Below are 16,786 nucleotides of genomic sequence, written 5' to 3'. Positions count from 1 at the left end.
TGTCCGCCGCCCCCGTGTGTCGCGGGGTGCCTCAGGCGCTCTGCCGCTGCCTGGCGATCTCCTCCACCTTGGCCGCCTCCTCGCGGCGGCGGGCGCGGAGCAGGGCCAGGCGCTCGGCGAGGACCTCTTCCAGGTCCTCCATGCTCCGGCGCTCCAGCAGCATGTCCCAGTGGGTGCGCGTGGGCTTGACGTTCTTGGGCTCCTCGCCGGAGCCGTCCCGCCGCAGGGCGCGGTCGCCGCAGAAACGGCACTCCCACTCGGCGGGAATCTCTGCCTCGGTCGCGAAGGTGACCGAGAAGCGGTGGCCCCGGGTGCAGTCGTAGGTGACTTCCTGCCGCGGAGCCAGGTCGGTGTTGCGGTCGTTCTCGTAGCTCGTCGCCCCGAGCCGGGTGCCGCGAAGTGCTCGCTCGGCCATCGTGTGGGTGCCTCCAGGCGCTTGTGCGGTCTCGCGGGGTGTAACGCGTCGGTCCACGTCAAGATTCCCCGCTGACCTGAGGTCGAACCACCTCCGGCGTCTGGGGGCCACCCCGATCCCAAAACATCGTCCGGTGCGCCGAGTGTGGCACATGTGACATGGGACACTCCATGCTGGCTGTTTCGGGTGTGTCTCTATATACGCCCGCAGGGGGAGAAAAACATCCGCTAAGCCCCGTTTTCGCCTTCCCGGCGCGCCCTCCTGCCTGGTGGGGGAGGCGCCGCGCCTTTGGGGCCGAATCAACAGCCGCGCGGTCGCGCCGACGGACGCGCGGCCCCGCCCGTCCCCATCGGGCGCGGTCCCTCCGCCCGGCCCGCCCTCGTCCGCCGACGGCTGGTCGTGCCCCTGCGCCCGCCGGTCGCGCGCCGTCCGTTGCGTCCCCCCGACTGCCGCGTGGCCCCGCAGGTCGCCGTTCGCGGGGCGTCGCGCGCTCCCGCCGGTCGCCTTCCATGCCGTGGGCCGTGCTCCGCGGTCCGCGGGGTCGTCGTCCGTCCCGCCCGCCGCGCCCCGAAGGGCCGGCGTCCGTCCCCGGCGGAACCCGTGGCCGACTCAGGCCAGTTCCGCGCCGCCGTCCGCGGCCGTTCCCGGCCACCCGCGACCGCGGGCGGCCTCGCGCCAACCCCGCCCGTCACACTGTGTCCACCCTTACCGCGCTTCCCCCCGAACCCGCCGCCGCACGGTTCCCGCAGTTCACGACTGGAAAAGCCGGGCGCTCGACAATGGCTTCCGGAAAAGGTCGGACCTTCTCGGGCCGCCGATTATCACTCTCCGGAATCCGCCCTCTGGTAGGGAATCCGGCTCTCCGTCCCCCGTGTGCGATAAAGATGCCATTATGCCGACATGGCCGCCCGAGGTGTCTGGTGGTATGTTGACTCGCCGTACACCGAAAAGCGCAGGCCGGGGAAATTAATCCCCTTCCTTTAGGTGTGCACATCGTGCCGGAAACGTCCCCTTCGGTGCGTCCTCACGTGCCGGAACCAGGAGCGACGGCGCGGCCGGACGTGGAGCCCCATGACTGCTGAGACCCCCCTCCCCCGAGGAGCCGTGCCCGCGCGGCCGTCCGCGCCGCGCTGGCTCCTCCTCCCCCTCGCGGCGCTGCCCTTCTGGGCCGTGCTCCCGTGGGCCGCGCCCGAGGCCCGGACCCTGCCCGTCCTGGCCGCCTCCGCGGTTCCCCTCGTGTTCCTGCTGGTCCTCGCGGTGCTGCTCGACCGGCGCGACCGGCGGATCCACGACCTGGGCGCCCGGCTCGACGCGCTGCGCGCCGACACCGCCTCCCTGGCCGACGAGTACCTGCCCCTCCTGGCGCGGCGCCTGCGCGCGGGCGACTCCGCCGACACCGCCCTGCGCGCCCTGCCCCTCCCCGCCGACCACGGGGGCCACGCCGTCCTGCGGGCCGCCGCCACCGAGATCGCCGCCGCCGAACGCCGGCGCTCGGCCGCTATGGCCGCCTGCGCCACCGCCGCCGGGCGCGTCCAGGCCCTGAGCACCACCATGCTCGCCGACCTGCGCCGGATGCAGGAGCGCCACGGCGACGGGGACACCAGCGCCGGCGTCCTCGGCGACCTCATGCACCTGGACCACAGCACCGCCCAGGTCGGACGCGTCGCCGACAGCATCGCCGTCCTCACCGGGGCCCGCTCCGGCCGCCGCTGGGGCCGGGCCATCGGCATGGAGAGCGTCGTCCGCGGCGCCATGGCCCGCATCGGCGCCTACCAGCGCGTCCGCGTGCACAACGCCTCCACGCAGGCGGTCGCCGGGTTCGCCGCCGAGGGCGTCATCCACGCCCTGGCCGAGATCCTGGACAACGCCGCCAGGTTCTCCCCGCCCACCGCCGAGGTCCACGTCCACGTCGAGGAGGTCCAGGCCGGAATCGCGGTCATGGTCGAGGACGGCGGCCTGGTCATGGGGGAGGAGGCCCTGCGCCGCGCCCGCCGCGCCGTCGAGAACGGCCTGGACCTGGCCGCCATCTCCGGAACCCGGCTGGGCCTGTCGGTCGTCGGCCAGATCGCCCACCGCTACGGCCTGTCGGTGTCCTTCCGCTCCTCCTCGCGCGGTGGCACGGCGGTCGTCCTCCTGCTGCCCCGCAAGCTCGTCAAACCCCTGCCCGAGCCCGTGGCCCCCGACTCCCCGGCGCCCCCGCCCGGGGCCGCCCGGGAACCCGACACCGCCCCCACCCCCGCCGCGGTCCCCCCGGCCGCGGAGGAGACCGCCGCGGAGGACGTCGACGGACTGCCCCGGCGCCGCCGGGGCAGGACCCTCGCGGCGGCCGAGAACACCAGGCCCGCACCGCGCAGGAGCAACCCCGCCGCCGTGGCGAGGGGCTTCGGCGAGTTCCGCTCCGCGGTGCGCGGCCCGAACGACAAGGACGCATGATGGACCTCGACACGCTGACCTGGCTCCTCGAAGGCCTCCTGGAACGCACGCCCGGCACCCGGCACGCCCTCGTCCTCTCCCGCGACGGGCTCAAGCTCTGCCACAGCTCCGGCCTGCGCGCCGACAGCGCCGACCACCTCGCCGCGATCGCCGCCGGGGTGCAGAGCCTGGCGCACAGCGCCTCGGTGGAGTTCGGCGACGGGGCGGGCGGCGTCCGTCAGGCCATGGCCGAGTTCTACGGCGGCCTGCTGTTCATCGTCGAGGCCGGACACGGCGCACACCTGGCCGTCATCACCTCCGAGGAGGCCGAACCCGGTCTGGTCGGCCACAACATGAACGAGCTGGTCGAGCAGATGGGCGAGCACCTGACCACCCCGCCCCGCGCCGGAGCCGGACCGGCATGACGCGCCCGCACCAGCAGGAGGGTCCGGACCGCCTCTACGTCATCACCTCGGGCCGCAGCGGCGGGGCCGACGACTCCCTGGACGCGGTGACCCTCATCGTGGCCGAGAGCGCGCCCGCCCCCGGCATGCAGTCCGAGCACGCCCGGATCCTGCGGCTGTGCCGGGGCCCGACGGCGGTGGTGGAGATCTCCGCCCACCTGCGCCTGCCGGTGGCGATCGTGCGCATCCTGGTCACCGACCTGCTCGACACCGGCCTGGCCACCGCGCGCCACCCCCGCCCCGCGCCCTCACCGGCCCACCCCCTCGCCTCCCCGGACGTGTTGGAGAAGGTCCTCGTTGCACTCCACAACCTCTGATCCCCGCTCGGCCCCGCCCCCGGACCCCCCGTACGCCGCCGCGGACCGCACCCGCGAGGCCGTCCGCGTCCCGCTGCCCGACACCGCCGAGTACGCCCTCAAGATCGCGGTCGTGGGCGGCTTCGGGGTCGGCAAGACCACCCTGGTCCGCTCGGTCAGCGAGATCCGCCCGCTCAGCACCGAGGAGACCATGACCCGGGCGGGGCACGGCGTCGACGACGTGGACGGGGTGGAGTCCAAGCGCGCCACCACCGTCGCCTTCGACTTCGGCCGCATCACCCTGGACGCCGCCTCGGTGCTCTACGTCTTCGGCGCCCCGGGCCAGGAACGCTTCTGGTTCCTGTGGGACCGCCTGTTCTCCGGGGCCCTGGGCGCGGTGGTCCTGGTGGACACCCGGCGCCTGGAGGACTCCTTCTACGCCATCGACCGCCTGGAGGCCCAGGGCACGCCCTTCGTCGTGGCCCACAACGACTTCGGCGAGGCCGAGCACAGCCTGGAGAAGGTGCGCGCCGCCCTGGACCTGGACGCCTCGGTACCGCTGCTGCGCTGCGACGCGCGCGCACGCGACTCGGCCAAGCGGGTCCTCATCGCGCTGGTCGGCCACGTCCGCGCCCTGGTCACGGAAGCCGCCCGGTGAGCGCCCCCCGGTCCTACCCGGTGAGCGGCACCGGGACCTGCCCGGTGAGCGGCACAGGGATCCGCCCGGTCCGCCTCCACGGCCCCGACTTCCGGACCGACCCCGGCGGCACGTACCGGGCCATGCGCGCCGAACACGGTTCCGTGGTGCCCGTGCTCATGGAGGGCGACGTGCCCGCGTGGCTGGTCATCGGCTACCGCGAGCTGCACCACGTCCTCAACGCCCCCGAGGTGTTCGCGCGCGCCTCGCACCGCTGGAACGCCTGGGACCGGGTGCCGCCGGACTGGCCGCTGCTGCCGCTGGTGATGCAGCTGCCCACCGTCCTGTACTCGGAAGGGGACGAGCACCGCAGGCGCGCCGGAGCGGTCGCCGACGCCCTGGCCGGGACCGACCCGCACGAGCTGCGCGCGGTCACCGCCCGCCTGGCCGACCGCCTCGTCGACGGGTTCTGCGCCTCGGCCGGGACGGACCTGCGCCCCTCCTACACCGCGCGCCTGCCGGCCCTGGTGCTGAGCTGGCTCTACGGGCTGGACGACGAGCGGGGCGACCACGCCGCCTCCCTCATGACCACCATGATCGACGGCGGGGCCCGGGCACTGGAGGCCCAACGCGCCCTCCTGGCCGCCATGACCGAACTCGTCGCCCGACGGCGCGCCGAGCCCGGGTCCGACGTGGTCTCGCGCCTGCTCGCCCATCCCGCGGGCTACACCGACGAGGAGGCGGTCCCCGAGCTGGTCGTCCTGCTCGGGGGCGGCAACCAGCCCACCGGCGAGTGGCTGGGCAACGCGCTGCGCCTGATGCTCACCGACGACCACTTCGCCTCCTCCCTCGCGGGCGCCCGCCGCAGCGCCCGGGAGGCGCTCAACGAGGTCCTGTGGGAGGACACCCCCACGCAGGTCCACGCGGGCCGCTTCGCCGTCCACGACGTGGAGCTGGGCGGACAGCTCATCCGCCGGGGCGACCTGGTGCTGCTCGGGCTGGCGGGGGCCAACACCGACCCGCGCGTGCGCTCCGCGGGCCCCGCCCCCGGCGACCGGGGCAACCACGCCCACCTGTCCTTCTCCCACGGCGAGCACTCCTGCCCCTACCCGGCGCAGGAGATCGCCGAGGTCGTCGCGGTGACCGGCATCGAGGTGCTCATGGACCGGCTGCCCGACCTCGAACTGGCCGTCGACCCCTCCGAACTGCGATGGCGCCCCTCGCCCTGGGTGCGGGGCGTCGCCTCACTGCCCGTGGCCTTCACCCCCGTACCGCCCCTGGGAGCGCACTGATGCCCTGCCCCGTCCAGCACGATCCCGAAGGCACCCTGGTCCTGGACCCCCACGTCACCGACCTGCGCGCCGAGCGCGAGACCCTGTACGCCGCCGGGCCCCTCACCCGGGTCGAGCTGCCGGGCGGCGTGACCGCCTGGGCCGTCACCCACCACGAGGCCGCCCGCGCCCTGCTCACCGACCCCCGCCTGGTCAAGGACGTCGCCCACTGGGACGACTACCAGAGCGGCCGCATCCCCGAGGCCTGGCCGCTGCTCAGCACCATCCCGCCGACCCCCACCAACCTCCTGGGCACCGACGGGGCCGAGCACCGAAGGCTGCGCCTGCTCACCGCCCGGGCCTTCTCCGCGCGCAGCGTCGAGCGCCTGCGCCCGCGGATCCGCGAGCTCACCGCCGAGCTGCTCGACGCCATGGAGCCCCGCGCGCACGAACCCCTGGACCTGAAGTCGGAGTTCGCCTTCCGGCTTCCGATGAACGTCATCGGCGAGCTGTACGGGGTGGACCGGAGCGAGTTCGACCACCTGCGCGAGCTGTACGTGAAGTTCTTCTCCTCGGTCACCGGCCCCGAGGAGTTCACGCGGGTCTACGCCACCCTGGAGAAGTACTACGACGACATGGTCGCCGACAGGCGCGCCCGGCCCGGGCAGGACCTGACCAGCGACCTCCTCCGTGCGGACGAGAACGGCGACGCCCTCACCGACCTGGAGGTGCGCGGCACCCTCCAGGTCACCGTGGCCGCGGGGCACGAGACCACCGTCAACCTGCTGTGCAACGCCGTGCGCGCCCTGCTCACCCATCCCGACCAGTTCGCCCTGGTCAAGGAGGGGAAGGTCGGCTGGGACGCGGTCGTGGAGGAGACGCTGCGCTACGACCCGCCCACCTCCAACATGATCTTCCGGTTCGCCACCGAGGACGTCGAGGCCGCCGGGAGCACGATCCGCAGGGGGGAGGCGCTCATGGTCTCCTACGGGGCGGTCAGCCGCGACCGGGCCGAGCACGGTGAGGACCCCCACCCCGACGCCTTCGACCTCACCCGCTCCCAGGGCCGTCACATCTCCTTCGGGTACGGGCCGCACGTGTGTCCCGGAGCCACCCTGGCCCGCATGGAGGGGCGGATCGCCCTGCCCATGCTCTTCGAGCGCTACCCCGACCTGGAGCTGGCGGTCCCCGACGGGGAGCTGCGCCACCACCCCTCGATCATCGTCAACAGCCTCCAGGAACTGCCCGTTCTGCTGCGTCCCTAGCGCGCCGGCCCCAGACCCGGCCGACGCGCCCCTCGGACCCGCCTCCGGTGTTCCCCGAACCCCGGAGGCGGCACCGGACCCATCCCCGACGGCCGAGCCGAGCGGCCGCCCGCCCCCTTCTCCCGGAGGACCGAGAGTGGCCGACCCCGTCCGGCTGTACGACCCCCGCTTCAACGCCGACCCCCAGGGTTCCTACCGGGCCATGCGCGCCGAACACGGTTCCGTCGTGCCCGTGCTCATGGAGGGCGACATCCCCGCGTGGCTGGTCATCGGCTACCACGAGCTCCACCACGTCCTCAACACACCCGAGGTGTTCGCGCGCGACCCCCGCCGCTGGAACGCCTGGGACCGGGTGCCGCCGGACTGGCCGCTGCTGCCGGTGCTCGCGCCCCAGCCCAACCTGCTGTCCGCGGAGGGCGAGGAGCACCGTCGCCGCACCGCCGCGGTCAACGACGCCCTGAACGGGGCCGACCCGCACGAGCTGCGCGCGGTCACCGCCCGCCTGGCCGACCGTCTCGTCGACGGGTTCTGCGCCTCCAGCGGCACCGACCTGCGCACGCACTACGCGCAGCGGCTCCCGTCCCTGGTCCTGTGCTGGATGTACGGCCTCGACGACGAACGCGGCGAGGCGGTCACCACCCTGATGGGCACCCTGTTCGACGCCGGTCCCGACGCCGTCGGCGCCCACGCCCAGGTCGCCGCCGAGTTCGCCCGGCTCGTCGCCTCCCGCCGCGCCGACCCCGGACCCGACGTGGTGTCCCGGATGATCGCCCACCCGGCGGGTTACGGCGACGCGGACCTGGTCGCCGAACTGGTCGCCGTCCTGGGCGGCGCCCACCAGACCACCTCCGAGTGGATCGGCAACGCGCTGCGCCTGATGCTCACCGACGACCGCTTCTCCGCCTCCATGGCGGGCGCCCGCAGCAGCGTGCGCGAGGCCCTGGCCGAGGTCCTGTGGGAGGACTCCCCGTCCCAGATGAACGCCGGGCGCTTCGCCGCCCGCGACGTCGAGCTGGACGGCAGGGTCATCCGCAGGGGCGACCTGCTCCTGCTGGGCTACGCCGCGGCCAACAAGGACCCCCGGCTGCACACCGGCGAGCGCTCCTCGGCCGTCAGGGGCAACCACGCCCACCTGTCCTTCTCCCACGGCGAGCACAGCTGCCCCCACGCCGCGCAGGGGATCGCCGAGGTCATGGCGGTCACGGCGGTGGAGGTGCTGCTGGACCGCCTGCCCGACGTGGAACTGGCCATCCCCGCCGAGGAGGTCCGCTGGCGGCCCTCGCCCTGGGTGCGGGGAGTCGTGTCACTGCCGGTCACCTTCACCCCCACACCCCCGCAAGGAGTCCTGTGATGCCCTGTCCCGTCCAGCACACCCCCGACGGAGTCCCGCTGGTGCACGCCGTGCCCGACGACGTGCAGGCCGACCGCGAACGCCTCCACCAGGCCGGACCCGTCACCCGGGTCGAACTCCCCGGCGGGGTCCGCGCCTGGGCCACCACCCACCACGAGGTCAGCCGCGCCACCCTCAACGACCCCCGGTTCGTCAAGAGCGTCGACCACTGGGACGACTACCAGAGCGGCCGGGTCCCCGAGGGCTGGCCGCTGATGGGCACGATCCCCACCGACGGCTCCAACATGCTGGCCCAGGACGGCGCCGCCCACCGGCGCATGCGCAGACTCACCGCCAGCCCCTTCTCGGCGCGCCGGGTGGAGCGCCTGCGCCCGCGCATCGAGGAGATCACCGCCCGGGCGCTGGACGCCCTGGAGCCGCGCGCGCACGAACCCCTGGACCTGAAGTCGGAGTTCACCTTCCGGGTTCCCATGGGGGTGATCGGCGAACTGTACGGGGTGGCCGAGGCCGAGTACGCCCAGCTCGGCGAGATGTACGCCAAGCTCTTCTCCGGCACGACCGAGGAGGGCGAGCACCTGCGGATCTACGGCGCCCTGTTCCAGTTCTTCGCCGAGATGGTCGCCCGCAAGCGCGCCAGCCTGGACGAGCACGACGACTTCACCGCCGACCTGCTCAGGGCCCGGGAGGACGGCGACTCCCTCAGCGACACCGAGGTCACCATCACCCTGCTGACGGTGGTGGCGGCCGGGCACGAGACCACCGTCAACCTGCTCAACAACGTGGTGCGCGCCCTGCTCGCCCACCCCGACCAGTTCGCCCTGCTCAAGGCGGACAAGGTGACGTGGGAGCAGGTCATCGAGGAGACGCTGCGCTACGACCCGCCCAACAACGTCATGATGTTCCGCTTCGCCACCGAGGACGTGGAGGTCGGCGGGCAGACCATCCGCAAGGGCGAGGCGCTGATGACGCACTACGGCGCGGCCACCCGCGACCGCGCGGAGTTCGGTGAGGACCCGGACCCGTCCGTCTTCGACCCGCAGCGCACCAAGGGGCGCCACATCACCTTCGGGTACGGCCCGCACATCTGCCCCGGGGCGCCGCTGTCGCGCCTGGAGGCCGGGATCATCCTGCCGATGCTCTTCGAGCGCTACCCCGACCTGCGGCTGGCCGTCCCCGACGAGGAGCTGCGGGTGCAGTCCGCGCTCTCGGTCACCAGTCTGAGGGAGTTCCCGGTCGTGCTGCGCCCCTGACCGGTGCGGCACGCTCACCGTGGGCGGACGCCCGGAGGACTGCTCGGCCGTGATCGACACCGAACCGCCCGTCGGATAGCGGCTCGACCGAGAACGGCCCCGGTGTGATGCGGGGGCCCGGCCTGGGATGACGCTGCCATGCCAGCCTGCGGCCTGGCATGGCGGCGTCATGGCGAAGGGGTGGGGTCCGGTCAGGCCCTGCGGTCGCCGTCCTGCCCGCGGTGCTCACCGCGCATGATCCGCGCGGGCAGGTCCGAGACCAGGGTGCCGTACCCGGTCGCCGCCCACACGCTGTGCTCCGGCGGCACGGAGTAGTAGGGGAGCGGGCGTGCGCCGGTGGAGTCCAGGACCGACTGCGGAGTGAGGTGCGCCCTGACGGCCTTGCGGCACTCGCGGCACGCCAGGACCCGCACCGAGTCGAACGAGGCCGGGGCCCGCCACCGGACCATGGCCTTGCCGCCGGCGTGGCGCGGGTCGAAGAAGCAGTGCGCCGGTCGGATCTCGCCGTCCAGTGCCGCGTCGCACATGTCCAGCAGGACCTGCACGCCCACCAGGTCGGACTTGTCGTCGGCGGAGTCGAACACCTTGGCCGCGGCGGTGTAGGCCTCCAGCGCCCGCTGAACCTCCTCCGAGGAGTCCCCGCGCGCGGACACCCGCTGCCCGCACCCGGTGAGGCGTTCGGAGATCCGGGCACGGTACTCGTCCTGCTGCGCCTGACCGACGGTGGCGGCGACCACCTCGGTCAGCGGCACCACGCGGATCGGACGGCGCGACCACCGGCGGATCCCGGACCAGAGCGCCGCCGCGATCCCCGCCGCACCTGCGCCGCCCAGGGCCAGCGTCCACCCGGAGGGACCGGGGCCGTCACGGAGGTCCCGGTAGGCCGAGGGGGCCTCGCCGCTCTCGGTCAGGTCCACGAGCCGGTGCAGCCGCTCGGCGGCGGGAGCCTGCGCCCACTCGGGATCGTCGTTGACCACCGCCGCGGCCATCTGTGCCGTGTCCAGCCCGTCGACGAGGGTGTCGTCCATGCCGTACTGGCCTCCGTGCACCTCCTGACCGTCCCAGCCGATGACGAAGAAGTACCCGGGGGAACCGGCGGCCCTCGCCATCGCGGCCGGGTACTCCTCCAGGTTGCCCCGCTGGGTGACCATCACGATGTAGACCGGTACCTCCGCCTCCTCCAGGCGCTCCCGCAGCGCCTCCTCTGCCAGCGCGTCCATGGCGGACCGGTGCCGGGGGCCGACGTGGAGGGGGTCGTCCGACGAGACGGTGGCCTCGGCGTAGCGCCAGTTGCCATCGGCGTGCGCGGGGGCCGCCGCGGCGGGGGCGGACAGCGCGGCGAGGGCGGCCAGCAGGGACAGGGCGAGCGCTCGCATCGCTCACACCTCCAGTTCTGTGCGGATACGCGCGAAGGCGCGATCAGGAGCGGTGGCGGCCTCGGCCCAGACGTCCTTGGCATGGCGGTAGTGCGTGGGCTCCCCGTTCACCAGGAGGGGCAGGGAGGGCGTGAAGAGACCGAAACGCGGGTCGAACCGTCGCCCGACGCAGCGATCGCAGACCTGCCACCACGTCAGGCGCCTTCGAAGGCGGTACTCGCGGCCCCTACTGCTCGCCGCCCCGTGCAGAGGGTTGAATTGGCAGGGCTCCAGGAGCGGAAGGTCGGGGTGCCTCATCAGCTGGACGCCGTTGCGGGCCACGACGACCGCGCAGACCATGGCCTGCGGCGGCAGGTCCGGGGACTGGGCGATGAGCCCGGCGGCGTCGTAGGCCTCCACTGCCCGGGCGCGTTCGGGGTGGTCGGCGGGGGCCGCCTCGACGAGCAGGCGCAAGCGGCGCAGCTCACGGCCCAGGACCGGGCGCAGCCACCAGCGCCACGGCCGGTTGGGCGCCCACCTCGCCCTGTACGGGTTCTCGGCGGCGGTCCGCAGCCCCGCGCTCCATGACCGGAACCCTGCGATCCGCGACCGCAGCCGTCCTGCCAGGGCCCGGAGCGGCCGTAGCGGTTGGGGCGGCCAACTCAGGGGCTGCCAGGTCGATGGCCTGCTGAAGAGGACGCGCACGCCCACGAGCACCAGTCCGAGGAGGACACCGGGGAACAGTGCCGCGAACCAGAACCGCTCGGCGTCGCCACGCGGGCGCCGGACCGCCTCATCGCGATCGGACGGATCTCCCCGGGTCAGCTCGACGGAGGTCTCGGGACCGAGGGAAGCCTCCTCCAGCAGGTCCAGGATCTGGTGGGTGCGGGCAGCGTAACCGAGCCCGAGCCCCTCGGTGTCGACGTCGGGAACCCGCAGGGGGCTGTCGAAGGTCGCGAACGCCACCCGGTGGTCCCTGGTGACCGCCACGTAGACCCCGTCCCGCCCCGACACCTCGTGCAGGGCGCTCAGGAACAGCGCGGGCTGTCCCGCGGTCTCGTCCCCGGGCACCGACGGGTAGACCACGACGCGTACCGACAGGTCCGCCAGCGGTCCGGAGGTCAGGCTCTCCTCCACCTCCTCCAGAGAGCGCTGCGACCACTGGCTTCGCAGCTCGTGGTGGACGTACAGGGGGCTGTCCTCCAGCTCCCCGGCGACCCGCTCCACCCGGGAGAGGTCGGTGATCTCCGCGACGGACCCGACGGAGGTGTCGGGTTCGGCCGCGTGCGCGGGGGAGGGGAGCGCGCACAGGAGCAGGGCGGCCAGTACCCGGGTCAGAAGGGCGTACCGCGGGCGTGTGCGGCTCATGCGAGCCCTTCCCCTCGTGACGAACGCGCGTGCCGGTACCAGCGCAGGGCCGTGACGACCGCCGTGTAGGTCAGGGCGGCGCCCAGGGCGCCTCCGGCCCACGGCACCCACCGGTACTCACGCCAGAACAGCGTGGCCCTGGCCGCGGAGTCCCGCTCCTGGCCCTCGTCGAGCGCGATGTCGGAGCGGGCGAGGAACTCCTCATCGGCCTGTTCCGCGAGCTCGTCCATGTCGGGGTGGTCGGACACGCGCAGCACGCGTTCGAGTCTGTCGGCGGGGAGCTCGGACCAGGCGCCGGTGGTGATGGCGTACTCCACGGCGCTCAGGTGCAGACCCGCCTTCCCCAGGTTGGCGTAGCCGATGTGGAGGCTGTCCACGGAAAGGACGAGGAGGGGACGATCGCTGTGCACGCTGATGGCGAAGGCCAGGTCGTACGCGGCGAGGTGCTCGCCGCGACCGGCCATGACCAGCACGTCGACGGTGACGCCGTACTCCTCCAGCAGGGCGCGCAGGTCCTCGGCGGTCTCGCGGCGGTCCAGCACACCGGCGAGTTCCTCCTCCACGAACACGCCGCCGTGCTCCTCCAGCACGCGGGCGTAGAACTCCCCGGCCTCGGCGGAGGAGGTGCCGTAGTCGGGGGAGGCGTGGGCCGGGGCGGGCTCCCACGGCAGCGCGGCCAGGAACGCGCCGAGGAACCCGGCCAGGAGCAGGAGACGGGCGAGCGGCGGGGGATGTCGCATCAATAACCTTCTGAGGCTTATGCAGTTTTTATCAACCTATCGTCCCCTCTTCCGAGTCGAGGAGCCCCTACCGTTCGCGGCGCACCCGCCCCTCGTCCCACACCGGCTCCGGCGCCTCGTAGACGCCTCCGTCGGCGCCGAACACCACGAACCGGTCGAACCCGCGGGCGAACCAGCGGTCGTGCGTCACCGCCAGGATCGTGCCGTCGTAGGCCTCCAGCGCCGACTCCAGCGCCTCCGCCGACACCACGTCCAGGTTGTCCGTGGGCTCGTCCAGCAGCAGCATCGTCGCCCCCGACAGCTCCAGCAGCAGGATCTGGAACCGCGCCTGCTGACCGCCCGAGAGCGTGTCGAAGGTCTGCTCCGCGGCCGGCGCCAGCTCGTAGCGGTCCAGCGCCCGCCCCGCCTCGTCGCGGGGCACGCCCCGGCGGGTGCCCTGCCCCCGGTGCAGGATGTCCAGCAGCGTGCGCCCCGCGAACTCGGGGTGCTCGTGGGTCTGCGCGAACCACCCCGGCAGCACCCGCGCGCCCAGCCGCGCCGTGCCGCCGTGCTCCACCGGCGGCACCTTCGCCCTGTCCTCCTCCGGCAGCACCGACGACCGGGGATCGCTGCCGCCCCCGGCCGCCAGCCGCAGGAAGTGCGACTTGCCCGACCCGTTGGAGCCCAGCACCGCCACCCGCTCGCCGTACCAGACCTCCAGGTCGAACGGGCGCATCAGCCCGGTCAGCTCCAGCCCCTCGCACACCAGCGCCCGCTTGCCCGTCCGGCCGCCGCGCAGCCGCATCCGCAGGTTCTGCTCCCGGGGCAGCTTCTGCGGCGGCCCCGCCTCCTCGAACCTGCGCAGCCGGGTCCGCGCCGACTGGTAGCGCGAGGCCATGTCGGAGTTGTAGGCGGCCTTCTGCTTGTAGGCGGCCACCAGCGCCCTGAGCTTGGTGTGCTCCTCGTCCCAGCGCCGCCGCAGCTCGTCCAGCCGCGCGAACCGCTCCCGGCGGGCGTTGTGGTAGGTGTCGAACGCGCCCCCGTGCACCCACGCCGTGTTGCCCGCCGCGCCCAGTTCGACCGTGACGATCCGGTCCGGAACCCGGCTCAGCAGCTCGCGGTCGTGCGAGACGAACAGGACCGTCTTGGGGGTGGCCAGCAGCGCCTCCTCCAGCCAGCGCTTGCCCGGAACGTCGAGGTAGTTGTCCGGCTCGTCCAACAGCAGCACCGGCGCCGGGCCCCGTAGCAGGGCCTCGACGACCAGGCGTTTCTGCTCGCCGCCCGACAGCGTGCGCACCTCGCGCCACCGGCAGCGCTCGTAGGGGGCGCCCAGCGCCGCCGTGCAGCACTGGTCCCACACGACCTCGGCGTCGTAGCCGCCCGCGTCGCCGTGACCTGCGCAAACACCACTCCGAAGGGGATTCCTACCCCTCACAGAAACGCTGCATCATGAACCAGAATGAGATGCTTGTAGCCGACTTCATCGACGCGGTTCGGTTGCGGGGACGCTCCCCTCACACGCTCCGGACCTACCGGTACTCACTGGACAGGTACCTGCGCCACGTGGGAGACGGGGAGCTGTTGAAGGCGACACCGCGAACCGTGCGGTCGTTCCTGGCAGCGGAGTACGCGGAAGGGACCGCACCCGCTTCGATCGTCCGGTTCCACGGTGACGTCCGAGCGATGTACCGATGGTTCGTCTCGGAGGGTGAGATCCTGGTATCACCAGTTGACCGGGTTCCCGCACCCACCGCACCCGTGAAGCCGGTGCCGACCGTGTCACCGGAAGACCTCCGAAAGCTGCTAGCAGTCAAGGGGAACGGACGGTTCAACGACCACAGGAACCGTCTGATTCTGCTGGTTCTGGTGGACACCGGATGCCGTGTCGGGGAACTACTCAACATGAAGCTCACTGATGTGAACGTGACAGCCAACACCGTCACGATCTCCGGGAAGTCCGGACCTAGGACGGTCGGGTTCGGAGCACGAACGGCTACCGAACTCCGGCGGTATCTCCGCGCGCGGTCCGGTCACAAGCACCGGGACCTACCCGACCTGTTTCTGACGACGCAGGGAGCGATGAACTACAAGGCTCTCCAACCTGTCGTGACTCGGTACTGTCAGCGCGCCGGAGTCGCTCACGTGCACCCGCACCGGTTCCGCCACACATGGGCGACGGCGCAGCTCGGGACGGACGCCGGAGAACTCACCGTGCAGCACGCGGGAGGGTGGACGGGAACGGCGTCCATGAAGCGCTATGTCCGCGAAGCGACCGCGCGGCGCGCTGCGGAGCTGAACAAGCGGCACAGCATCGCTGACAACCTCTGACGGGGGACACGAACCCGCTCCGGCGACCGGAGCGGGTTCTCTGTGCGGCGTCGCGGACTCCTTACTCAACGCTACTCCGTGCGACGGAAACCCCCTGGTTGCAGTGATCTCGAAGCGGTAACTAGCGATTTCCGTTTTGGTTCTTCCCGAATCGGGACGCCGTGCCGGAGACTGGAACCAGTCGCCGCGTCCGGGTACGTCCCGACATCCGGACGCGGTGACCGAGGAGGAGAGCTACTTTACCCAGACTTGAAAGTCGGGGTCGCGGGATTCACTGGGAACAGGGGCTTGTAGCCGGTGCCCGTTTCAAAAAGGACAAAAGCGTTTTGGCTCTTGTCACCCGGTGAACGGTGACCGAAGATGTAGCTACAGACGACGCAGGGGGAGACATGAACGGCGACGCGCAACCACGGTAGGGGACCTAGTCCCCCTGCTACGTGGTCACAGAAACGGCTTCGCTATGTCGTACACGTGCTTCCGGTGTCAGGAACTGCTTCCCCGGACGTCGTTCCGGCCGCTCGTCACCGCTGGTATCGGCTATCGCAGCTTTAAGTGCTATAGCTGCGAAAGTTGGGCGACCCGTCTCCGCTTCCGGATTCGCGACCGGATTCGGTCCATGTGACGCATATCACACGGGGTGCGAGGATCCTTTGCTAATGGGAACTTGCGCCCCGTGTCCGACGCGGGTAACCCTTTCCAATGCGTGCAAATGGACACTTTGTCCGAGGAATGTCCAATTTCCATGTTACTATGGGGTAACAACCCCGAATCGCGGGGCTGAACCAGGGAGAGAAAATGAGTATCACCAGCAAAAACGTCGATGTCGCGCGTGATTTCTACGTAGTGCTACAGAACGAACTCCGAAACTTCGACGGCACCGAGGAGGAGAAACGGGGTCTTCGGATTCGCTACGCGATCGCAAGGTCTCGGATCACTTTCTACATGAGTGTCGAAGACGGCACCTTCGTTCAGGACGACCGGTGCTATCTCGGAATCCTGGAGGTCCTGAACGACGTCACCGACGGTCGTTTCGAGGAGTTCATCAAGGGTCGGGTGGCGTCGTGAAGATCGACAAACGAGAAGGGTATGCGTGTTTGTCGTGTACCGACAACCATCCCCTGGAAGCGTTCGTCATCAAATCCGATGGATACGGGTACGCCCGAAGCGGTCGCTGCAAGGAGACCAACCCCCGGGGCGGCGGTTTGTGGTTCCCTGTTTCCCCCGGGGAAGTACAGCAGATGAACCAAGCGGAACCGAAGCCCGAACCCGAGGGGGAAATGTGCTTTCGGTGCCGGAAGCGGCGACCGCTGCACGATTTCCACAAGGGTGTCCAGGACGGCGTCAGGGTGCGTTCCGCACTGTGTCGGCGGCATCCCAAGCGGACTAACGGTGCGTGGATTCCCGTCAAGGGGGAGAACGAATCGTGAACGTTCCACTCTTTGAATGTCCCGAGTGCGGCGGAGACGCCACCCTCTCGGACCTGCGCATCATCAACGGCACCAGGTTCTATGCACGCCAGACCTGTTCTGGTGGAGCCGTGACGTTTATCGAAATCGACACCGACTCGCCGTCGTTCTGCACCGGACCTGTCTTCGCAGAGGGTGCGGAATGAGTCGCTGCCGCTGCCACCTCTGCCGAGTCGAGAAACGAAAGGA

15 protein-coding genes and 1 pseudogene are annotated in these 16,786 nt (G+C 71.6%); 11 read left to right on the top strand and 5 right to left on the bottom strand.

The window, feature by feature from the left end; genetic code table 11:
• Window positions 1–31: 31 nt before the first annotated feature.
• A complete protein-coding gene (locus tag EV372_RS28815) occupies window positions 32–415 on the bottom strand; it encodes an RNA polymerase-binding protein RbpA (protein WP_130398671.1) in 384 nt (127 codons plus the stop codon).
• A 1,071-nt stretch (window positions 416–1,486) separates the two neighbouring features.
• Between EV372_RS28815 and EV372_RS28810 the strand changes: the two genes are divergently transcribed.
• From EV372_RS28810 to EV372_RS28775, 8 genes are all read left to right on the top strand, one after another.
• Entirely contained in the window at window positions 1,487–2,848 is a 1,362-nt protein-coding gene (locus EV372_RS28810; protein WP_197044340.1) for an ATP-binding protein, read from the top strand.
• On the top strand, window positions 2,848–3,252 hold the full coding sequence (locus tag EV372_RS28805; protein WP_017564416.1) for a roadblock/LC7 domain-containing protein: 405 nt from the start codon (window positions 2,848–2,850) through the stop codon (window positions 3,250–3,252). Before EV372_RS28810 ends, EV372_RS28805 begins: the two co-directional genes overlap by 1 nt.
• Window positions 3,249–3,608, top strand: coding sequence for a DUF742 domain-containing protein (locus EV372_RS28800; protein WP_130398670.1), 360 nt, complete (start codon window positions 3,249–3,251; stop codon window positions 3,606–3,608). The genes EV372_RS28805 and EV372_RS28800 overlap by 4 nt, the downstream gene beginning before the upstream one ends.
• On the top strand, window positions 3,589–4,245 hold the full coding sequence (locus tag EV372_RS28795; protein ID WP_130398669.1) for a GTP-binding protein: 657 nt from the start codon (window positions 3,589–3,591) through the stop codon (window positions 4,243–4,245). Before EV372_RS28800 ends, EV372_RS28795 begins: the two co-directional genes overlap by 20 nt.
• 59 nt (window positions 4,246–4,304) lie before the next feature.
• A complete protein-coding gene (locus EV372_RS28790; RefSeq protein ID WP_165436096.1) occupies window positions 4,305–5,516 on the top strand; it encodes a cytochrome P450 in 1,212 nt (403 codons plus the stop codon).
• Window positions 5,516–6,760 (top strand): cytochrome P450 family protein, encoded by a 1,245-nt coding sequence (locus tag EV372_RS28785; protein ID WP_130398668.1) that lies wholly within the window; start codon window positions 5,516–5,518, stop codon window positions 6,758–6,760. Before EV372_RS28790 ends, EV372_RS28785 begins: the two co-directional genes overlap by 1 nt.
• 136 nt (window positions 6,761–6,896) lie before the next feature.
• Window positions 6,897–8,111 carry a cytochrome P450 gene (locus tag EV372_RS28780; RefSeq protein ID WP_130398667.1) on the top strand — a complete coding sequence of 405 codons (1,215 nt, stop codon included), beginning with the start codon at window positions 6,897–6,899 and terminating at the stop codon, window positions 8,109–8,111.
• Complete coding sequence (locus EV372_RS28775) at window positions 8,111–9,361, top strand: cytochrome P450 family protein (protein ID WP_130398666.1); 1,251 nt, start codon at window positions 8,111–8,113, stop codon at window positions 9,359–9,361. The genes EV372_RS28780 and EV372_RS28775 overlap by 1 nt, the downstream gene beginning before the upstream one ends.
• Window positions 9,362–9,552: 191 nt before the next feature.
• Here the strand turns inward: EV372_RS28775 and EV372_RS28770 are convergent, their stop codons facing one another.
• From EV372_RS28770 to EV372_RS28755, 4 genes and pseudogenes are all read right to left on the bottom strand, one after another.
• Window positions 9,553–10,737, bottom strand: coding sequence for a hypothetical protein (locus tag EV372_RS28770; RefSeq protein WP_130398665.1), 1,185 nt, complete (start codon window positions 10,735–10,737; stop codon window positions 9,553–9,555).
• A gap of 3 nt (window positions 10,738–10,740) precedes the next feature.
• Window positions 10,741–12,084, bottom strand: a complete 1,344-nt coding sequence (locus tag EV372_RS28765; protein WP_130398664.1) for a hypothetical protein — start codon at window positions 12,082–12,084, stop codon at window positions 10,741–10,743.
• Window positions 12,081–12,824: a hypothetical protein gene (locus EV372_RS28760; RefSeq protein WP_130398663.1), complete on the bottom strand. Its 744-nt coding sequence runs from the start codon at window positions 12,822–12,824 to the stop codon at window positions 12,081–12,083. Before EV372_RS28760 ends, EV372_RS28765 begins: the two co-directional genes overlap by 4 nt.
• 67 nt (window positions 12,825–12,891) lie before the next feature.
• Window positions 12,892–14,202: pseudogene (locus tag EV372_RS28755) on the bottom strand (ATP-binding cassette domain-containing protein); the annotation flags it as partial.
• Window positions 14,203–14,252: 50 nt separating this feature from the next.
• On the opposite strand from EV372_RS28755, the gene EV372_RS28750 reads away from it, so the two are divergent.
• From EV372_RS28750 to EV372_RS28740, 3 genes are all read left to right on the top strand, one after another.
• Window positions 14,253–15,131 carry a tyrosine-type recombinase/integrase gene (locus tag EV372_RS28750; protein WP_130398662.1) on the top strand — a complete coding sequence of 293 codons (879 nt, stop codon included), beginning with the start codon at window positions 14,253–14,255 and terminating at the stop codon, window positions 15,129–15,131.
• Between the two features lie 795 nt (window positions 15,132–15,926).
• Window positions 15,927–16,196, top strand: a complete 270-nt coding sequence (locus EV372_RS28745; RefSeq protein ID WP_130398661.1) for a hypothetical protein — start codon at window positions 15,927–15,929, stop codon at window positions 16,194–16,196.
• A 358-nt stretch (window positions 16,197–16,554) separates the two neighbouring features.
• On the top strand, window positions 16,555–16,743 hold the full coding sequence (locus EV372_RS28740) for a hypothetical protein (RefSeq protein ID WP_130398660.1): 189 nt from the start codon (window positions 16,555–16,557) through the stop codon (window positions 16,741–16,743).
• The last annotated feature ends 43 nt before the right edge of the window (window positions 16,744–16,786 follow it).

Source organism: Nocardiopsis sp. CNZ308 (assembly GCF_004217075.1).
The sequence above is the reverse complement of the archived record's forward strand: the minus strand, read 5'-3'. Positions and strand labels throughout refer to the sequence as shown.

Coding starts and splice junctions, on each gene's coding strand:
- EV372_RS28770 (WP_130398665.1), bottom strand. CDS start 10,737: ATGCGAGCGCTCGCCCTGTCCCTGCTGGCCGCCCTCGCCGCGCTGTCC.
- EV372_RS28785 (WP_130398668.1), top strand. CDS start 5,516: ATGCCCTGCCCCGTCCAGCACGATCCCGAAGGCACCCTGGTCCTGGAC.
- EV372_RS28750 (WP_130398662.1), top strand. CDS start 14,253: ATGAACCAGAATGAGATGCTTGTAGCCGACTTCATCGACGCGGTTCGG.
- EV372_RS28815 (WP_130398671.1), bottom strand. CDS start 415: ATGGCCGAGCGAGCACTTCGCGGCACCCGGCTCGGGGCGACGAGCTAC.
- EV372_RS28745 (WP_130398661.1), top strand. CDS start 15,927: ATGAGTATCACCAGCAAAAACGTCGATGTCGCGCGTGATTTCTACGTA.
- EV372_RS28805 (WP_017564416.1), top strand. CDS start 2,848: ATGGACCTCGACACGCTGACCTGGCTCCTCGAAGGCCTCCTGGAACGC.
- EV372_RS28760 (WP_130398663.1), bottom strand. CDS start 12,824: ATGCGACATCCCCCGCCGCTCGCCCGTCTCCTGCTCCTGGCCGGGTTC.
- EV372_RS28775 (WP_130398666.1), top strand. CDS start 8,111: ATGCCCTGTCCCGTCCAGCACACCCCCGACGGAGTCCCGCTGGTGCAC.
- EV372_RS28810 (WP_197044340.1), top strand. CDS start 1,487: ATGACTGCTGAGACCCCCCTCCCCCGAGGAGCCGTGCCCGCGCGGCCG.
- EV372_RS28765 (WP_130398664.1), bottom strand. CDS start 12,084: ATGAGCCGCACACGCCCGCGGTACGCCCTTCTGACCCGGGTACTGGCC.
- EV372_RS28800 (WP_130398670.1), top strand. CDS start 3,249: ATGACGCGCCCGCACCAGCAGGAGGGTCCGGACCGCCTCTACGTCATC.